Annotated in this window: 18 protein-coding genes; 10 read left to right on the top strand and 8 right to left on the bottom strand. The window is 69.8% G+C overall.

Annotated elements, in window-relative coordinates; all coding sequences use genetic code 11:
* The first annotated feature begins 43 nt into the window (after positions 1 to 43).
* From ABCR83_RS13335 to ABCR83_RS13360, 6 genes are all read left to right on the top strand, one after another.
* Positions 44 to 190: a hypothetical protein gene (locus ABCR83_RS13335; protein WP_462695158.1), complete on the top strand. Its 147-nt coding sequence runs from the start codon at positions 44 to 46 to the stop codon at positions 188 to 190.
* Between the two features lie 129 nt (positions 191 to 319).
* On the top strand, positions 320 to 697 hold the full coding sequence (locus tag ABCR83_RS13340; RefSeq protein ID WP_462695160.1) for a peptide deformylase: 378 nt from the start codon (positions 320 to 322) through the stop codon (positions 695 to 697).
* Positions 698 to 1,021: 324 nt separating this feature from the next.
* The gene (locus ABCR83_RS13345; RefSeq protein ID WP_462695161.1) at positions 1,022 to 2,047 is read left to right on the top strand and encodes a hypothetical protein; all 1,026 of its coding nucleotides are present in this window, start codon (positions 1,022 to 1,024) and stop codon (positions 2,045 to 2,047) included.
* Positions 2,044 to 3,063 carry a hypothetical protein gene (locus ABCR83_RS13350; protein ID WP_462695162.1) on the top strand — a complete coding sequence of 340 codons (1,020 nt, stop codon included), beginning with the start codon at positions 2,044 to 2,046 and terminating at the stop codon, positions 3,061 to 3,063. The genes ABCR83_RS13345 and ABCR83_RS13350 overlap by 4 nt, the downstream gene beginning before the upstream one ends.
* Positions 3,064 to 3,594: 531 nt before the next feature.
* Positions 3,595 to 3,777, top strand: a complete 183-nt coding sequence (locus ABCR83_RS13355; protein ID WP_462695163.1) for a hypothetical protein — start codon at positions 3,595 to 3,597, stop codon at positions 3,775 to 3,777.
* Between the two features lie 95 nt (positions 3,778 to 3,872).
* On the top strand, positions 3,873 to 4,964 hold the full coding sequence (locus ABCR83_RS13360; RefSeq protein WP_462695164.1) for a HesA/MoeB/ThiF family protein: 1,092 nt from the start codon (positions 3,873 to 3,875) through the stop codon (positions 4,962 to 4,964).
* A gap of 300 nt (positions 4,965 to 5,264) precedes the next feature.
* On the opposite strand, the gene ABCR83_RS13365 is transcribed toward ABCR83_RS13360, so the two are convergent.
* Entirely contained in the window at positions 5,265 to 6,059 is a 795-nt protein-coding gene (locus ABCR83_RS13365; protein WP_462695165.1) for an NAD(P)H-dependent oxidoreductase, read from the bottom strand.
* 98 nt (positions 6,060 to 6,157) lie between these two features.
* Between ABCR83_RS13365 and ABCR83_RS13370 the strand changes: the two genes are divergently transcribed.
* On the top strand, positions 6,158 to 7,096 hold the full coding sequence (locus ABCR83_RS13370; RefSeq protein WP_462695166.1) for a helix-turn-helix transcriptional regulator: 939 nt from the start codon (positions 6,158 to 6,160) through the stop codon (positions 7,094 to 7,096).
* A 47-nt stretch (positions 7,097 to 7,143) separates the two neighbouring features.
* Here the strand turns inward: ABCR83_RS13370 and ABCR83_RS13375 are convergent, their stop codons facing one another.
* From ABCR83_RS13375 to ABCR83_RS13405, 7 genes are all read right to left on the bottom strand, one after another.
* Complete coding sequence (locus ABCR83_RS13375) at positions 7,144 to 7,404, bottom strand: hypothetical protein (protein ID WP_462695167.1); 261 nt, start codon at positions 7,402 to 7,404, stop codon at positions 7,144 to 7,146.
* Between the two features lie 528 nt (positions 7,405 to 7,932).
* Positions 7,933 to 8,388 carry an HD domain-containing protein gene (locus ABCR83_RS13380; protein WP_462695168.1) on the bottom strand — a complete coding sequence of 152 codons (456 nt, stop codon included), beginning with the start codon at positions 8,386 to 8,388 and terminating at the stop codon, positions 7,933 to 7,935.
* 130 nt (positions 8,389 to 8,518) lie between these two features.
* Positions 8,519 to 10,300, bottom strand: a complete 1,782-nt coding sequence (locus ABCR83_RS13385) for a hypothetical protein (RefSeq protein ID WP_462695169.1) — start codon at positions 10,298 to 10,300, stop codon at positions 8,519 to 8,521.
* Positions 10,297 to 10,653: a lasso peptide biosynthesis protein gene (locus ABCR83_RS13390; protein WP_462695170.1), complete on the bottom strand. Its 357-nt coding sequence runs from the start codon at positions 10,651 to 10,653 to the stop codon at positions 10,297 to 10,299. The genes ABCR83_RS13385 and ABCR83_RS13390 overlap by 4 nt, the downstream gene beginning before the upstream one ends.
* Positions 10,654 to 10,815: 162 nt before the next feature.
* Positions 10,816 to 11,571, bottom strand: a complete 756-nt coding sequence (locus ABCR83_RS13395) for a bleomycin resistance protein (protein ID WP_462695171.1) — start codon at positions 11,569 to 11,571, stop codon at positions 10,816 to 10,818.
* A gap of 68 nt (positions 11,572 to 11,639) precedes the next feature.
* Complete coding sequence (locus tag ABCR83_RS13400; RefSeq protein ID WP_462695172.1) at positions 11,640 to 11,807, bottom strand: hypothetical protein; 168 nt, start codon at positions 11,805 to 11,807, stop codon at positions 11,640 to 11,642.
* A 142-nt stretch (positions 11,808 to 11,949) separates the two neighbouring features.
* Positions 11,950 to 12,840: a LysR family transcriptional regulator gene (locus tag ABCR83_RS13405; RefSeq protein WP_462695173.1), complete on the bottom strand. Its 891-nt coding sequence runs from the start codon at positions 12,838 to 12,840 to the stop codon at positions 11,950 to 11,952.
* A gap of 89 nt (positions 12,841 to 12,929) precedes the next feature.
* Between ABCR83_RS13405 and ABCR83_RS13410 the strand changes: the two genes are divergently transcribed.
* From ABCR83_RS13410 to mgtA, 3 genes are all read left to right on the top strand, one after another.
* Positions 12,930 to 14,096, top strand: a complete 1,167-nt coding sequence (locus tag ABCR83_RS13410) for an MFS transporter (RefSeq protein ID WP_462695174.1) — start codon at positions 12,930 to 12,932, stop codon at positions 14,094 to 14,096.
* A gap of 214 nt (positions 14,097 to 14,310) precedes the next feature.
* Positions 14,311 to 14,709: an ArsR/SmtB family transcription factor gene (locus tag ABCR83_RS13415; protein ID WP_462695175.1), complete on the top strand. Its 399-nt coding sequence runs from the start codon at positions 14,311 to 14,313 to the stop codon at positions 14,707 to 14,709.
* On the top strand, positions 14,693 to 17,419 hold the full coding sequence (mgtA, locus tag ABCR83_RS13420; protein ID WP_462695176.1) for a magnesium-translocating P-type ATPase: 2,727 nt from the start codon (positions 14,693 to 14,695) through the stop codon (positions 17,417 to 17,419). The genes ABCR83_RS13415 and mgtA overlap by 17 nt, the downstream gene beginning before the upstream one ends.
* Positions 17,420 to 17,622 lie beyond the last annotated feature (203 nt).

Consider the following 17,622-nt stretch of genomic DNA (forward strand, 5'->3'; position numbering starts at 1 on the left):
GTCCTGCCTGTAGACGGCTTCGGCCGCTGGTGATAATCGGCCGATGAGTGCCATCGAACGCCCTGTTCCGCCCCTGAACGCCGACGAGCGCACCACGCTGGAGAGCTGGCTTGGGTTTCGCCGCGCCACCCTCGCCATCAAGTGCGAGGGCGTGAACGAGAGGCAAATCAAGGGGCGTTCGGGTGATTGACATGCACCCCAGCCAGCGCATGCGAGACCTCGGCGTCGCCCAGCACGGTGCCGCCATCCCCGCCGAACCCGACCACGCCTTCGATCTGCCGGCCGAGGGATCGGCCAGGTCCAACCGTTCGCCAAAGGCATGGGCCTCGCGGCGCCGCAGATCGGCGCCGCACGCGCCGCCGTCGTCCAACCGCCCGGCGACGCCGCCACTATCCTGCTCAATCCGAAAGTCACAACTGGCTCTGACGAGACGGACGAGCAGTACGAGGGCTGCCTCAGCTTCTTCGACGTCCGCGGCCTTGTTCCCCGGCCCCTGAAGATCACCGCGGAGACCGCGGCCCTGAGCTGCGAAGCCGTGACCAGCGTGTACGAGCGCGGCCTCGCCCGTCTCGTCCACGACGGGATCAACCACCTGGACGGCCTGCTCCACACCGCGCGCATGAGGACCGGCGTCGAACCGATCCTCCGCAGAGGAATACCGCCAGACCGGCCGGGCTGGGTGCATGACAGCACCTGATTACAAGCCGCCACCACCCGAGTAGACAGCTCAAGGACGACGCCTCCGGCGCCGCAGGTCACCGACCCAGCCGACTACCAGAACGAGCCGTTGCCCGCCAGTTCTTCCAGCGGCAGTTCGAAGACCCGCGTAGCCGGTGGGCTCGTCAAGGACGGTACGGCGGCGTAGCGCCAGTTCTGTGGCGCTCCGACCCGTCGCCTCCCCTTCGGGACGACGCTCGCAGCCACGTTGCCCTCGTCCGTGCTGACGAATTGGCGGAAACCTATGTTGCCGGACCTTCCCCTATGCCACCCTTGGGATCGGGTTCTTCGGGGGGAGACGGAGATGGAGTACTTCGTCGCGCTCGTCGCAAAGGCGATCATCGCCGGCATCGCCAAGAGTGCGACAGATCTGGCCATCAAGCAGGTGCGTAAACAGTGGCTGGATCCCGCGCAGAGGCCTCAGCCGAGCGCATTGGGCCAGGAGCGACAGCAGACGCTGCGCGCTCCGGCGGGCCCAGCCTACGGGGTACACAGTCCCCATACCCCCGCGTTCGTCGGCGGAAGGCCGTCGAAAGTCTTGGTGTATCCCACGGTTTCGACCGGGACCGGGATCGGATCGAAGACACCCGGACTCGTTCACGACGCACTGATCGAAGTCCCTGGCCTCGCCGAATATGCCGTGATCTCCAACGCCTTGGAGGGCATCAAGGTCGCATCGGCCCGGCTCGGGGATCGCCCCACGATCGTCGTACGATTCGAGGTCCACGAGGGATACCTCGATGCTTTCGCCTACCTGCACGCACTGTTTCCGACCGCCGACAACGCACCCGGTTTCGAAGTGAAGGTCGCACGGTTCGGCTGGTGGCCGCAAGCCAGCCGCCCGTACCAGGGTTCGTTTCCCACCTGGCAATATGTCAACCTCGGCGAACTTGACTATCCGGACGATCAGATCGTTGCGGCCGTCGTCGCCTGGTTCATCGTCAACTGTGTGCAGTTGTACTGGCAGTTCAACGACGACCGCGTCGTGGATCTGCTCTCGAAATTCGGACCGGGAACCTGGACGGAGTCGGCACGGCCACACTTGAGCACCGACGCCACCTCGGATCGCCACAGCCGGATCGAATCGGAATGCACGGAACTCAAACACCATGGCTTCGACGTAAAGAAATGGGAGACCGGGCTCCTCGCTGTGCAACTGGTCGCCACTCGTGGCAATCTCGAAGTCGGTTTCATGCTTGACCGGGACTACCCCGCCAACGCGCCGTTGGTGGTGTACGAAATCCGGGGCGAGCGGGCACATCTGACGATCGACGCGGCAAGCTGGTCCGCCGACTGCCGCCTCCTCCAGATCGCAGAAGGGTTGGCATGACAGACAACCGCCTGGTCCGGATCTACGAATCCGAAATCGATGTGATCTTCGACGAGACACAGAGTTATTCCGAAATCGAAACCGGCGGCAGCCTCTTCGGCCTGTTCAGCCATGGTGGCGACCCTACGGTGCAGTTGGCCACCCGACCGACCGAACGCGCGGTACGAAAAATCCACTCCTTGGAACTCGATCCTCACGTGACCTTCGAGATGGAGACGATCCTCTGGGAGCGCTTCGGAACCCAATGCCTGGGAATGTGGCACTCGCACCATTCGATCGGGCTGTACGAGCCGAGTTCGGGCGACCGTGAGCGGACCCGCCGGTATGGGCAGAAGTTCCAGCGTCCTCAATACGTCGAGGTCATCGCGAACTTCACTGGCGAAGCACGCACCAAGGTCCTGCGCAAGTCTGCTCCCAAAGTCCTGCTCACCCCGTTCTTCTACCTGGACAGCAGGATCCTGTCCCGCTCGGATACCGGATTCCAAGTACTGCCCGGCGAAAGCCCACTACGACACGCGGTCAAGGACATCGCGCGAAGCGGAGACCTGCACGAGACACTGCGTCCTGCCCCACAGGCACCACGCTGCATGTGCCAACTGGGCAGCTCCACCGAGTCGGAGACGGGGCGGCGGCGATCACCGGGAACGTCCGACCGGCCATCCGCCGAGAGCGCGCTGACCTCGGGCCAGTACTTGCCGATCGCCGACCTCGTCACCTACTTCAATGAATGTGTCCAACCGCTGCTCGGCAAGCTGCCACGGGACTATGACATCGAGGCCACGCCCCTCGCCGAGGAGCGCGGGTTCGAGGTAGCCATCAGTCGACGCCGACACCGTGCCCGGGTCTCCCTGCTGCTGGCCTGGGACGGCACTTCGCCAGTCGTCTTCTCGTGCACGGTCCATCCGGAATCCGGGCGGGCGCAGGGAATGCGGTGGATCCCGAAAACACCGGATGAGAAGTACATGTTACAGGTACCGCTGGACTGGGGAATCAAGCAGCTCGACCGACTGCCATAAAGAGCCGACGACCGTAATCGAGCCCGTGGCGAAAGGCGAGGAAGAGATGACTTGGGAGCCGTACCAAATGTACGGACTGGCGCAGGACCAAGCCCTTCTGCGCAGCGAGTACAATTCTTTTGATTTCTATGACACGACAGCGCGTGGGCGGACCTACGCACACGGGTCCTGGATCAGCAACACGAACACGGAGTACACGCTGCGAGTCTACTTTCCGTCCGGGTATCCGGATGAATGCCCGAGCACCTACATCACATCGCCGAGCCCGCTCTTCGGCTGGCATGGACTGCGGAGTATCGAGTCATACGGCACGAGTTCCGCCATGCATGTCTGGCAGACCGATCGTCCGGGCTGGACGAAGGTGTGCACATTTCGACCCGAGTTCTGGAGTGCCAATATATCGGTCAACAAAGTCATTCGGAAAGGGACTCTGTGGATCGCAGCTTATGAGTGTCACCTTGAGGATGGAAGCCCTATCAGCAACTTCCTCGCAGAAGCCTGACACACCGAGTTCGAGCACGGGAGGGATTCATGGCCAGCGGCAAGCACAGTGACATTCGCGCTTTTCTAGAACAAGCGGCCTCGGGACGTATGCCACCGGGCAAGAAGATGGTGATGGGCGCCGACGGTAAGTGGGAAGTGATCAGTGGCAACGAACGACCCGGCGACCGGGTGGCGCAGGTGGACGCCGAAGACATGAAAGCCTTCTCGTGAACGGCCTGCCCTCCCTTCCCCGCCAGTTGGTACTGGGAGCGGCGGCGTACGGCTCCCTCGCAGCTGCCGCGTCCACAGTACGGCTGCGGCTCGGAATGCGCATCATCGACCAGGGCGACGTGGGATACGTGGACGGCGCCGCCGGCACCGACGTGCTGGTGTTGCCCGAACCTCCTGCCCTCGACTGGGTCCTCGACGAGCCCGGCCGGGCAGTTGTGTGCTGGGCCGAGGGGGACGGCGTCCGGGCGCACCGCTCGACACGACTGGGCGCAGGGCTGGGTGAACGACTCGGTACCAGCGTCATCCCGTCTCGTTCCGTCACATCCGACCGGGTCAGCGCCATCATCGGCGCTGACGCGCTTCAGGACACGTGTGTCGCTGTGCTCGGACTGGGATCCGGAGGAAGCTTCATCGTTCGTGAGCTGGTGCGGGCCGGAGTGGGCCGGTTCGTGCTGCTCGATGACGATCGCCTTGAGATCGGCAACGTCTCGCGGCATGAATGCGGCCTCAACGACGTCGGTCGGCTGAAGGTCAACGCTCTGCGCGACCTGGTCCATCGCCACAACCCGGCCGCTCGGGTGGTGACCAGCACCACGCGTATCTCCGGGGACACCCGGAGCGAGGTGCGGGACCTGATACTCGGCGAGCGGGTTGACCTGGTCATCTGCGCAACGGACGCCAGGGAGAGCCGCCTGTTGGTCAACCGGCTCTGTCTGCAAGGCAAGTATCCGATGATCATCGGCGGCGTCTACCGGCGGGCCTACGGCGGCATTGTGCAGCGAGTGATCCCAGGGCTCACCCCGTGTTACCAGTGCTTCGTCCAAGCACTCCCCCGGGAAGCCGCCGACAATGAGATCAGCAGCGTCCGGGACGCCTCCCGCAGCTCCTACACCGACCGCGAGGTGACACCCCAGCCCGGCCTGTCCAGTGACATCGTGCCGATCGCCCTGCTCATGGTCAAACTCGCCCTGCTGGAATTGCTCGACGGCCGATCGGACGCGTTCCGGACACTGAGCGCCGACCTCGTCGCACCGATCTACCAGTGGATCAACCGTCGAGAACTCGCCCACGCCTCGTGGGAACCCATGGGGATAAACGTGGACAGCCAAAGCGTGCTGCGCTGGTACGGCCTCCTGCTCGAGCGCAGCACCGAATGTGCCCACTGCGGCGAGGGAGCAAATACCTAGCCTCGCGCTTTCAGCGCCTACCTGGTATGGACCCGGTGGTTAACAGAGATGGGCTCTGCTTGGTGTTCGTCGTAGTCGCCGCGGCCGAAGCACTTTTCGTTGCCGTGTTGACCGGGCTTCCGGCGGATGTCGAACCCGTCATGCCGGGCACACCAACCGCGACGGCGGTGCAGGAACCACGGAGACCAAGAAGGCCTGACCCCCCGCCGTCCCGTCCGCACCCGGCTCGACAGGGCTCTCCGCACGGAGTCCCCGATGGGCCGGGTGCGGTTGTGTCCGCCGGGCAAGCGGCCGGGGCGCTCAGCCGCGCGGGTGGAGGTGGATGTCCAATCCGCTCGTGCCCGGCGCCTCCACGCCCGGGAGCAGCCGCATATCGCGGCCGTAGTCGCCACCGACCAGCGACCGGAACGGGACCGGCTCGTCCGTGAAGAGCCCGTCGAGCCGTCGCCCATACTCCCGCTTGGCCGCCGCGAATCGCTCCTCCGCCAGGTCATCCGAGTCGTACACCGCGAACGGCTCGAGCGGCGCCATGCCGGTGAACCAGAACAGGCCGTGCTGTACCGGGCGGAGGACGTCCGCCAGCCGCCCGTGGATGCCCCGGTCGGCGAACGCCGATTCCCGGCCGCCGACCGTCACCGACAGCAGCGCCCGCCGCCCTCCCAGGGCGCCCTCGCTGTAGGGCGGGGGGAATGCCGCGCCGTAGCCGAACCCGCTGGTGAACACCCGGTCCACCCAGCCCTTCAGGATCGCGGGCACCGAGAACCACCACATCGGAAACTGCAGGATCACCGCATCCGACCAGCGCACCTTCTCCTGCTCCACCGCGATGTCGGGTGACAGCCGGCCCGCCAGCGTGGCCTGTTCGGAGGCGGATATCACCTGCAGCCGCCGGTCCGCGGGGTGGTCGGGGAAGTCGTCGGCGTCCACCGCCGCCTTCCACTTCATCGCATAGAGATCGGAAACCCGCACCTCATGGCCCGCCGCACGCAGGTCCTCGACCGCGAAGGAGGCCAGGGCGGCGTTGAGCGAACGGGGCTCCGGATGGGCGCTGACGACAAGGATCTTCTTCCGCTGCTGCGGCGTGGCTTCGTTCATGCCGCCACGATCTCCCGGGCGCGACCGGGTAGCCAGCACCCCCTTCAACCGGTGGAACGGCAATCCTGGTACTGCGAGGGCCACGCATACTTGAGCCTATGAACGGCGTGGACCACATCGAGCACACAACAGACGGCGTCGGCAACCGCAGCGGGAACAGTGCCGGAATCGACGGAATCGACGGAGTCGGCGACGCCCGGCGGGCACTCGGCGGCTTTCTGCGCGCCCGCCGGGGGCGCATCGAGCCGGAGCAGGTCGGGCTCGTCGGCGGCCGTCGACGACGGGTGCGCGGGCTGCGCCGCGAGGAGTTGGCCCAGCTCGCCGGGATCAGCGTGGACTACTACATACGCCTCGAACAGGGCCGGGCCACCCAGCCGTCCCCCGAGGTGCTCGACGCACTCGCCGAGGCACTCGGCTTGGGCGCGCCGGAGCGCAGCCACCTCGCCACCCTGGCCGCTGCCCGGCGGTGCGCCGCGCCCAGGGTCCGGATCAGCCCGCTGCTGCGGCAAATCCTGGACACCATGGGCCACTTCCCTGCCTTCGCGACCGACTACCGCCTCGATGTGGTGGCCTGGAACGCCCTGGGCGGCGAGCTGACCGGCCTGGCCGACCCGGGGGGCCGCGACCGGAACCAGGCCAGGTATCTCTTCCTCGACCCCGCCTCCCGGGTGGTCTTCCCCGAGTGGGAGGACCGGGCCGCGGAGGCCGTGGGCCAGCTGCGGGTCTCCGCGGGGTGTTACCCGGACGACCCGGAAGTGGCCGCGCTGATCACCGAACTGTCCATGGGCAGCGCCGAGTTCCGGCGGATCTGGGACACCGGCGAGGTGGTGATGTGCAGGGCGGGGCGCGAGCGACTGCGACACCCGGTGGCCGGGCTGCTCACCCTGGACTACGAGACACTGCAGGTGCCCGCCGCCCCCGGCGAGACGGGCCTGGAGGTGCATGTGTTCGGCGCCGAGGAGGGCAGCCGATCGGCCGCCGCCCTCAGTCGGCTGGCCATGGCCGGATCGGAGGTGCCCGAGCCGCGCGCCGGGTAGCCGGGTGGTCGCCACCACACCGGGAACGTTCCGGGCGCGGGAACGCGCTATGACCCCCGCGTCACCTGCATGACGATGGACACCACGACGAATATCAAGTAACCCACCGGGACCAAAAGCCCCAGAGCGACGGGCCGGCGAAGCAGTGGTGCGCCGGGATCCAGCTGAGGGCCGGGCTGCCCGGGAGCCGGGGGCGGGAGCTTCTTCACCTTGGCCCGGACGACCGAATTCCAAATCAGCGTGAATGGCGTGAAGATGGGCGCGGAGAGCGGGCTCCACCAGCCCTGCACCAATGTCTTGCCGGTCATGTCCCGCAGTACGGCGGTTCCGCAAGTGCGGCAGAAGGGCCCCTTCAGGTGCAGGAACCGCATCATGACAAGAATGCCCTGATGCCCCCGGATGGTCGCCTCAACGGCGGGGAATCCACCACAGATACGACATACCCGCTGCTGCCCGGCAAACTGCGGCGGGGCGGCGGTGGGATATGGACCGGCCGGGTAATCCACGGGAGCGGGGCCGGGCGCGGGCGCGGGGTAGCCGTAGGAGGGTCCCGGCGCGGCCGCGAGCTGCGGGTAGCCGTACTGCGGCTGCGGGTGCGGCTGTTGATAAGGGTTCGGCCCCTGGTACTGCTGTGGCGCCTGGTACGGGCCCTGGGGTGGGTATGGCTGCTGAGGCGGCGGAGTCGCCACGAGAATTCCCCCAAGATCAATGGAAACAGGATCGGGCGTTACCCTGCAACGCCGATCGCCATGTCTACCAACCCCGCTTTACAAACGCAACGCGAGTGTCCAATTGCGCGGATTTTTACGGGCGTTACCTGCCTTCAGCGCCTGCCTTCAGCGCCTGCCTTCAGCCAACCCCAGCAGCTCCCGCATTCGGGCATATTTTGCGGACAACCGCTCCCGGGTCGCCGGATCGAGCACCGACAGCCGCTGCGGGTCCGCATTGTGCGCCATATCGGATTCCTTGATCAACAGAGCGCCGGGGACGGCGAGAATTCGCGCCGCATAGTCCTCCGGACACTCATCCGGCCGCTTGGTCACCGCCAGGATCATGTCCTTCACCCGCTGCGAGAGGGCTGCCCCGGCAAGCCACTCGCGGGACAGCGCTTCGTCTTCGATCGCGTCGTGCAGCCATGCGGCGGCCACCTGCTCCGCGGACCCCCCGCGCTCGGCAACCCCCTTGGCCACGGCCGCCAGATGCCCGGCATACGGCTGCCCGGACTTGTCCACCTGCGCGGCGTGTGCCCGGCGCGCCAGCGCCTCCACTTCGGCCAGGCTCAGATTCGCCACGGTCTCTCCTCTCAGACGGCTTCTCCTCTCAGAGGGTGAGTCAGGCTCAGCAGCAGACCACCGGTCACATGATCACTGTCAATGGTACGGGCGTCACGCCACCGGCCTCAGCCGAAGGCCGGCGTCGTGATCACCGCCTGCTTCCGCGCGCTCCGACCGGCAGCAGCCAGCCTTCGGCGATTCCGGCGGCGAGGCGGTCGCGCACCGGGTCGGGCAGATCGTAGGTGCCAATGGGGGTGGCGCCGGTGATGATTTCGGCGGTCGGCGGGTCGATCTCCACCGCGGTGAGGTTGCCCCGGTCGATGACCATGGCCCCGCCGAACGGCAGCGGGTGGACGGACAGTCCGTCGCCCAGCCGCAGCCGTGCCGCGATCTCGGCGGGCAGGGCGGGCAGGGGGGCAGGGGTGATGTCGGCGGCGGGTGCCGAGTCCGCGGGAGCCATGCCGTCCTCGTGGAAGCTCTCGGGCCAGGCGGACAGGGCCGCGCTGATCCGGTGGAGTTCAAGGGCGTTGCGCAGCCGCCCGGTCGGTGTGGCCAGGGCTGCCTGCAGGGCGTCCGCGCGCACCCAGTCGCTTCCGGCCAGTCGGTCCAGCAGCTTCTGGCGGTTGTCGGGCCGGGCCAGATGTGCCGTGGCCCAGGCCGCGGCCAGCAGGCGTTCCTTGCCCTGGGCGGGGGGATCGATGGCGCGCAGGCCCGGCGGCAGGAGCTGGGCGAGCAGCCCGTTACGTGCCTGGGCGGAGCGCTGTCCGAGTGCGGCTCCCACCACTGCCGGGTGCAGCACCGGCAGCAGGGTCTGCGATGCCCATGCGCACTGGTCCAGCAGTGCGCTGAGCACCGTGAGCCGGACGCGGGCCGTCCGCCGTGCGTCGTCGGGGACCAGGTGGCCGGGTGTCCACGCAGACCGGGCCACGCCTGCCGCGCGGACCGCTCCGCCGTCCAGCAGTCCGGTCGGCTCGGTCGGTTCGGCCGGCGAGGGTACGGGCGGCGAAGGCGGTGGGGACCATGCGCAGCGGGCGGGCTGCCCGGCGAGCGCCGTGGCGGGCTGGTCGGTGGTCAGTCTGCGCCAGCCCTTGCCGAACCAGGACCGCGGCGAGGGCAGTGCGGTGAGCAGGCGGACCACACCATCGCCGCTGACCGGGGGGAGCCCGCCGGCCCGGACGGTCAGGAACTGAGCCCATGGGTCGCATTCGGCGGGCGGCGGCGGCTGGTCCAGGTCGCGCCGCGCTTCCCAGGCCGCCGTCGCGTCGGTGATCTCGCAGCGGGGGAACGCGGCGGCCAGCCGGGCTCGCCGTCGGTCCAGTACCGGCACGTCGATATGTGCGTGCACGGCGGTCAGCGGGAGTCCTTCCTGCGCCGCGACCTGGGCCAGTGCCCAGGAGCCGGCGCCACCAGATACCGCGAGCTGCCCGCCCGGTGCCGTGGCCAGTGCCTGGGCGAGTGCCTGGCGGATGCCGCCGGACGGCAGCTCGCGCAGGTCGGTGTCGTGCAGCCGGATCCGCAACCGGCCGTCGGCCCAGGACAGTTCGGAGCCGGCGGGCAGCCGGAACACGCCCTGCCAAGGGGTCAACGGCGAGGGCACGGCAGCGCCCGAGAGCAGGGCGGCCACGGCCGGGCGGTATGGCTGGGCGCCGGGGCCCGCCACCGTGTGGGCGTCGGTGGCGAAGCGGACACCGTCGCCGGTCTGGGAGTAGAACACGGGGAACTGGGCCAGCGCTTCCCGGCATACGGTGCGGGTCGCCGGATTGCACCAGGTGCGGGTCAGCTCCGGTCGGTCGTCGAAGGCCGAGAGTTCCACCTTGCAGATCGCCGGGATCCGGCAGCCGCAGGCGCCGAGGCGGGTGACCGAGAAGCCGCCGGTGCGGATCAGCCCGGCGAAGCCGACGGCACGTGCGGCGTGCGTACAGGGCATCATCGGCTCACCTGCTCGGGATAGCGGGCGAGTTCCCGGTACAGCGTTTCCACCGGCGCTTCGGTGGACACCACCCGGCCGCCGACCTCGACCCAGGAGCACAACCGCCGCTCCACGCCCTCCGGAACCGGTTCCACGCCCACCACCAGGCTGGCCCCATGGCCCAGTTCGCGCAGGACCACTGCGGTCAGTGCGGTCTCCCGCAGCGGACTGGCGAACCCGCAGACCGCGCGCTGTGCCGCCCGCGCGGCGCGGGCGGCCTCCAACGCGCCCTGCCGCCAAGGGGTGGTGGCCGAGGAACGCTCCAGGAGGCCGACCAACTCGCCGGTCTCACATCTGCGATGGCGCAGCACCACTCGCGTCAGTCTCCACCGATCCCCCACTCCGATTCCCATGAGCCACCCCCGGAACGACTTGAGCCGCTTCGCTGCTTCTCATGTCAACTGTCTTGCCTGCGGGGAGTAGTGGCCAATGCAACAAAGTTTACTTATTCCTCTTCTCTCCTTATTGCTCCTGTGTCAGGTGGTTTGTTCACGCCGGGGCGCCCCGCTCACACCACCGGCGCCCGGTGCGGCGCACCGCGCGAGCTGCTCGCGCAGGTCCATGACGCGCTCCAGCGCGGCCCCGGAGAGGTCATGCCGTGCGACCCGGTCCAGCAGTCCTGTCGCCTGCGAGCCGTCGCCGAGCTGGACGGCCATCTCGGCGCGCAGCAGGAGGAGTTGGACGAGTTGCTCGGGGGTCGGTTCGCCCTTGCCGCCCGTGAGGGCGCGGTCGAGGATGCGGGCCGCGGCGGCGTGGTCGCCCTTGGATTCACCGAGCAGGGTTGCCTGGTGGAGGGCGCGGGCGAAGCGCTCCTTGGGTATCGGTGAGTGGTCGAAGTTGTCGGAGATGGGCTGTCCGATGCGGATGCAGTTGCCGCCGGGGTCGGTCAGCAGGAACTGCCGTACGCCGTATGTGGTGTCCTTCAGCCGCCCGAGCCTGGGCAGCCCGCTGACGGGAACCCTCCCCAGGGCGGCCTTGAGGCCGCCCCGGAAGGATTCGTAGCGGGCGTCCACATCGTCGGTGAGGACGTAGCAGGTGCTGTAGGAGGAGGCGGGGTCGTATCCCTTCAGCCCGAAGAACTGCAGCTGGAAGCCGGTCCCGGGGAGGGCCACGGCAGCGTATGGGTTTGGGCTCTTCTGGTGGTGGGTCACCTCGAAACCGAGGGCCCGGTAGAAGTCCAGCTGTTCGCCCATGGAATGGCACGGCAGGATCGGAATCATGGTCTCGGCCATGCCAGGGAGGCTAGCGGGCCGTCAACTCGCTAGTCAATGTTGATTAGTCGAGGGATGCATCCTCACTGTCAGTCGGGGATCGCGTCGCGCATCCGCTCGGGCGTCCAGTAGCCGCTGCCACCGGGGTTCTCGACCTGGTGCCCGGTCGTGGGCGCGGCCGGATGACCGGTGTTCGGCTCGGCCGCCGCGTCCCGGTAGGCCGATATGGCGCCGATCATGGCAAGCGCAGCAAGCAATGCTCCTGCGGATGCTACGGACTTGCGAGTCATCTCATCTCTCCGATCACCGGTGTGGTCAGGAGTTCGACGCAGCGGACGGGGAGGGGGTTCCACGGAGTTCCCGGGCATTCGCGGCAGTTCGCGCGCATGCACGGCGGGGTCAGGCGCAGACCGCGGCGAGCACCTCGCCGAACGCCCGTACCCGAGCCGTCTCCTCGTCGCGGCGCCAGACCAGGCCGAGGGCGGACTCGGGGATTCCGGTGACCGGGACGAAGGCGATGTCATGGCGGGCGTGGTAGTCGGCGGTGGTCCGGCAGAGCAGCATTCCGCCGCGGTTGGCGGCGATCAGGGTGATGCCCTCCTGCAGGGTGGTCACCAGCGGCCCGGCGGGCACGGCCCGCCCGCCGGGGGTGACGGCCGGGGTGTGCGCGGCGCGCCAGTAGCCGGGGGCGCTGTCGGTGACGCCGATGAGCGGGCAGTCGGCGAGGTCCTCGGCCGACAGGGACGGGCGGCGGGCGAAGGGGTGCCGGATGGACACGGCGAGGGTCTGCGGCTGCCGGGAGAAGACCGGGCCCAGGCAGAGGTCCGGCTCCCGCACCGGCAGCAGCACGATCGCGGCGTCGATGTCGCCCCGGTGCAGGGGGCCGAAGGGGTCGGCCAGCGGGATCTCCGTCATCTCGAGGGTGCAGCCGGGGTGCTGGGCCTGGAAGGTGTCCACCGCGGTCATCACCCTGCCGTCGGCGGTGCCCTGAAAGCCGATGCGCAGGGTGCCCTCGGTGCCCCGGGCGGCGGTGCGGGCGTCGTCGACGGTGGCCCGGAGGGCGTCGTACGCGGGGCGCAGCCCGGTGTGGAGGCGTTCACCGAGCGGAGTGAGGACGACCCGGCGGCTGGTGCGTTCGACGAGACGGGCGCCTATGCGGCTCTCCAGGGAGCGCAGCAGTTGGCTGACGCGGCTCTGGGAGACATAGAGCCGTTCGCCGGTGCGGCCGAAGTGCAGCTCCTCGGCGAGGGTCAGGAAGCATTCCAGCTCGCGCAGGTCCAGTCCGGTCATGTTCATACCTTTAATCGATGAGTCCTGCTCATAGAAGGGTGAGCGATCCGCCGTTGTTCCCGGGGGTGCGCGCACCCAGGCTGAAACGCATGGGAGAGAACAGAACTACGGGGGGTTGGCCCGCCGTCCTGGCAGTGGCGGCCGGGATCTTTTCGGTGGTCACCACCGAGATGCTGCCGATCGGGCTGCTCAGCCCGATCGGTTCGGCCTTGCATGTGTCGGACGGTACGGCGGGGCTGACCATGACGGTTCCGGGGCTGGTGGCGGCGGTGGCGGCGCCGCTGCTCACCGGGGTGGCGGGGCGGTTCGACCGGCGGTGGGTGCTGGTGGGTCTGATGGGGCTGCTGGCCGCGGCGAACTTCCTGTCGGCCGTCAGCATGAACATCGCGGTGTTGGTGGGACTGCGGGTGCTGGTGGGAGTGTCCATCGGCGGGGTGTGGGCGATCGCGCCGCTGCTGACCGTGCGGCTGGTGCCGGAGAAGTCCGTGGGGCCCGCCACCTCGGTGGTGTTCAGCGGGATCGCGGTGGCATCGGTGCTGGGGGTGCCGGCGGGCGCGCTGATCGGTGAGGCGGGCGGCTGGCGGGCGCCGTTTGTGGTGATGGGGGCGCTGGCGACGGTCGTGACGGTGGCGCTGGCCGTGCTGCTGCCGCCGCTGCCGGCGGAGGAAGCGGCTCCGTTCCGGGCGGTGCGGGGGCTGGTGCGCGATGCGCGAGTGCGGGTGGGGCTGTTGGTCGTCCTGCTGCTGGTGAGCGGGCACTTCGCGGGCTATACCTTTGTCCGGCCCGCGCTGGAGCGGGTGCCGGGCACGGACGCCGGGATGATCAGCGTGCTGATGCTGGTCTACGGGGTGGCCGGGGTGGCCGGCAACTTCCTCGCCGGGGCGGCCGCGACGCGGCACCCCCGCCGACTGCTGCTGGTGATCGCGGCGGTGCTGGGTGCGGTGGTGCCGCTGGTCTCCGGGGCCGGTGGCACGGTGGCGGCCACCGGGCTGCTGGTGGTGTGGGGGCTGGCATACGGCGGGGTGTCGGTCGGTACCCAGACCTGGCTGCTGACGATGGCACCGCAGGCGCGGGAGGCGGCGTCGGCACTGTTTGTCGCCGTCTTCAATGTGGCGATCTCGCTGGGGGCGCTGCTGGGCGGCCGGGCGGTGGACGCCGTGTCGCTGTCGGGGGCGCTGTGGCTGGGCGGCCTGCTGGCGGTGGCGGCGCTGGTGACGATCGCGGCGGCGAGGAGCCCCCGGCTGGTGCGCGCATAGGGCAGTAGGGCAGGTCAGTGGCTCACCGGTCGGTTGCCGGTGGGCCACTGTGCGGTGCCGGGGGGCACACCACTGGGATGGGTCACGGCTGGTTTGCCATCCCCATCGAATCGATCATGTGTTCACACGGTGGTTCTGGCGCCGTTGCCTAGACTGGTCGTTCCCGGGCTTCTTCCCGGACGTAGGGATGTCCGACAGGGACGGGAGAACGACAGTGGCGGCAGGCGTCGGCAGATTCGAGAGCTTCGAGGGGGTCGTCGAACGCCCCGCCGACCCGTCGGCGGAGGTGCTGACCGAGGCCGCCGCCGCCTTCGGGCTGCTCGCCTCACCGGCGCGGCTGCATCTGGTCTGGGCCCTGGCCCAGGGCGAGAGCGATGTGAGCGGGCTGGCCGAGCGGGTCGGTGGCGCACTGCCCGCGATCAGCCAGCACCTGGCCAAGCTGAAGCTCGCGGGACTGGTGCGGTCCCGGCGCGAGGGGCGCCGGGTGGTGTATCTGGTGGACGACCCCGATGTGGTGACCATCGTCCGCCTCATGGTCGGCCAGCTCTCCGACCGCCGGCGCGGCGCCGGTGCACCCGTCGGCGCCGGGCGCCTCCGTGGCCTGGGCGCCTGAGGCCGGCCAGGCGGCCCCCGGCTCCGCCGGGCCACGGGCCGTCCGCACCGGCGGCACCACCCTGGAAGTACTGCGCGCACTCGACAGCGGACCGCGCGGGCTGGTGGAGGAACGGGCCGAGGAACGGCTGGCGCACTACGGCGAGAACGTCCTCCCCGGCCACCGGACCGACCCCTGGCCCCGCCGCTTCGCCCGCAGCCTCCGCGACCCCTTCACCGCCGTCCTCATCGGCCTCGGCCTGATCTCGGCGGCCCTCACCTCCTGGGGCACCGCCTGTGTGATCGCCGTCCTGGTGCTGGTCAGCTGTGTGCTGCGGTCCACCGGCGAACACCGCGCCGACCGCGCCACGGCCGCGCTGCGCGAACTGGTCGCCACCACGGCGACCGTGCGGCGCCGGGCCTGCGACCTGGCACCGCCGGTGACCCGCGAACTCCCCGTCGATCAGCTGGTGCCGGGCGATGTCGTCCTGCTCGGCCCCGGCGACCTGGTCCCGGCCGACCTGCGCCTGCTGCGCGCGACCGGCCTGACCGTCCACCAGGCGCCGCTGACCGGCGAGTCCGCCCCGGTCGGCAAGCAGGTACCGGACGACGGCCCGCTGCGCACCATCCCGGCCCGCCGGAGAGCCGCCGAGGAGAACACCCCCGGCGGATTCGACCGGCCGCACCTGTGCTTCCAGGGCAGCAGCGTGGTCTCCGGCAGCGGCACCGGAGTCGTCGTCGCCACCGGCGCGGACACCCTGCTGTCCGGCGCCTTCTCCGGCGGCCGGGCCCGTCCGCGGGAACGGCGGAGCCCGTTCGACCGGTCCGTCAATGGCATCGCCTGGACCCTGATCCGGTTCATGCTGCTCACCGCGCCGCTGGTGCTGATCTTCGACGCGCTGCTGCGCGGGCGCGGACTGGAGACGCTGCCCTTCGCCGTTGCGGTGGCGGTCGGTCTGACCCCCGAGATGCTGCCCGTGGTGGTGACGGCCGCACTGGCCCGGAGCGCGGCACTGCTCGCCCGCGGCGGCGAGGTCATCGTCCGGCGCCTGCCCGCGCTGCACGACCTCGGCGCCATGGACGTGCTGTGCGTCGACAAGACCGGCACCCTCACCCAGGACCGGCCCGTCTTCGACCGCGCCCTGGACGCGGACGGCCGGCCGGACCCCGAGGTGCTGCGCTGGGCCGCCCGCAACGCCCTGTGGACGCTCCAGCTCGCCGAACTGCCCACCCCCGACGCCCTGGACGAGGCGGTCCTCGACGCGGCCGAAGCGGAACTCGAGGACGGCGAGGAGTACGAGGGCGTCGCCGCCCTGCCGTGCGGCCCGGGGCGCCGGCTGGCCACCGCCGTCCTCCGCCGGACCGGCTCCCCCCGGTTCGGGCTGGCGAATGTGCACACCCTGGTCGTCAAGGGCGCCCCCGAGGAGGTGCTGGAGCGCTGTGCCCTCGACGCCGCCACCCGCGAGCGGCTGGCCGGGCAGGCCGGGGAGCTCGCGGCGGACGGACTGCGGGTGCTCGCGGTGGCCCGCGCCGAACGACCCGCCCGCAACCGCCCGTACACCCAGATCGACGAGCGCGACCTGACCTTCACCGGCTTTGTGGCGCTGCGCGACGCCGTGGCACCCACCGCCGCCGAGGCGCTCGCGGTGCTCGCGGAGCGCGGGATCACCGTCAAGGTACTCACCGGAGACCACCCCGGCACGGCCGCCCGGGTCTGCCGTGAACTGGGCCTGGAACCGGGCGAGGTGATCACCGCCGGCCGCATCGACGGCATGGGCCGGCCGGAACTGACCGAACTCGCCGCCCGCACCACGGTCTTCGCCCGGTGCACCCCCGAGCACAAGGCCCGCATTGTGCGCGCCCTGCGGGCCGGCGGCCATGCGACCGGCTTCCTCGGCGACGGGGTCAACGACCTTGTCGCGCTGGACGGTTCCGATGTGGCGATCTGCCCGCGCGACGGAGTGGATGTGGCGCGCGAGGCGGCCGATGTGGTGCTCGCCGCCAAGGACCTCACCGCCCTGGACCGGGCGATCGACGCGGGGCGGCGCAGCACCGGCAATATCGCCGCCTATCTGCGGATCACCCTGTCGTCCAACTTCGGAAATGTCATCGCGATGCTGGCGGCCGGGCTGCTGCTGCCCTTCCTGCCGATGCTCCCGGCCCAGGTGCTGGTGCAGAACCTGTGCTTCGACGCCGCACAGCTCGCCCTCGCCTTCGACCGCCCGGCCCCGGCGGCCCGGCTGCGCCCCACGGTGCTGCGGCCGCGGGCGCTGGTGCGCTTTGTGACGGGCTTCGGGGTGCTGAACGCGGCGGCGGACCTGGCGACCTTCGGGGTGCTGGCGCTGGCCGTGCGGTCGCTGGGCGAGGAGCGGGGGCAGGTCGCCTTCCACGCCGGGTGGTTCACGGAGAACCTGCTGACACAGGCGATGGTGATGCTGCTGCTGAGGGCCGGCAGGCATGCGGCGGAGGGCCGGGCGCCCGGTCCGGTGCGGGTGGCGGTCACCGGGCTGGCGGTGGTGGGACTGCTGCTGCCGCTGTCGCCGCTGGGGCCGGTGCTCTCCATGTCGGCGCTGCCGCCGGTCTATTACGCGCTGCTGGCGGTGGTGCTGGCCCTGTATGGCGCGGGGCTGGCGGCGGCGCGGGCGTGGCATGACCGCGCCGGGCGGGCCGAGCTGCCCGGTCCGTCCGGAGGCTTCGATCCGTCCGAAAGCTTCGGTCCGTCCGGAGGCTGAGGACGGACGGCGAAGGGGCGGGTGGCGGGGGGTTCACCCCCGCACCCCCCCCGATGGGCCGCTGGGGGCGCTTTTACCACGCACCCCCCCCGAAGCCCCAGTCGCCGCCACCCCCCCCCCCCCCCCCCCAGACCCCCCCCCCCCCCCCCACCGAGATCTTCACCGCTCGCATCTCTATTTCACTAAACGAAGCTCTTACGTTC

The organism is Streptomyces xingningensis, from assembly GCF_054957865.1.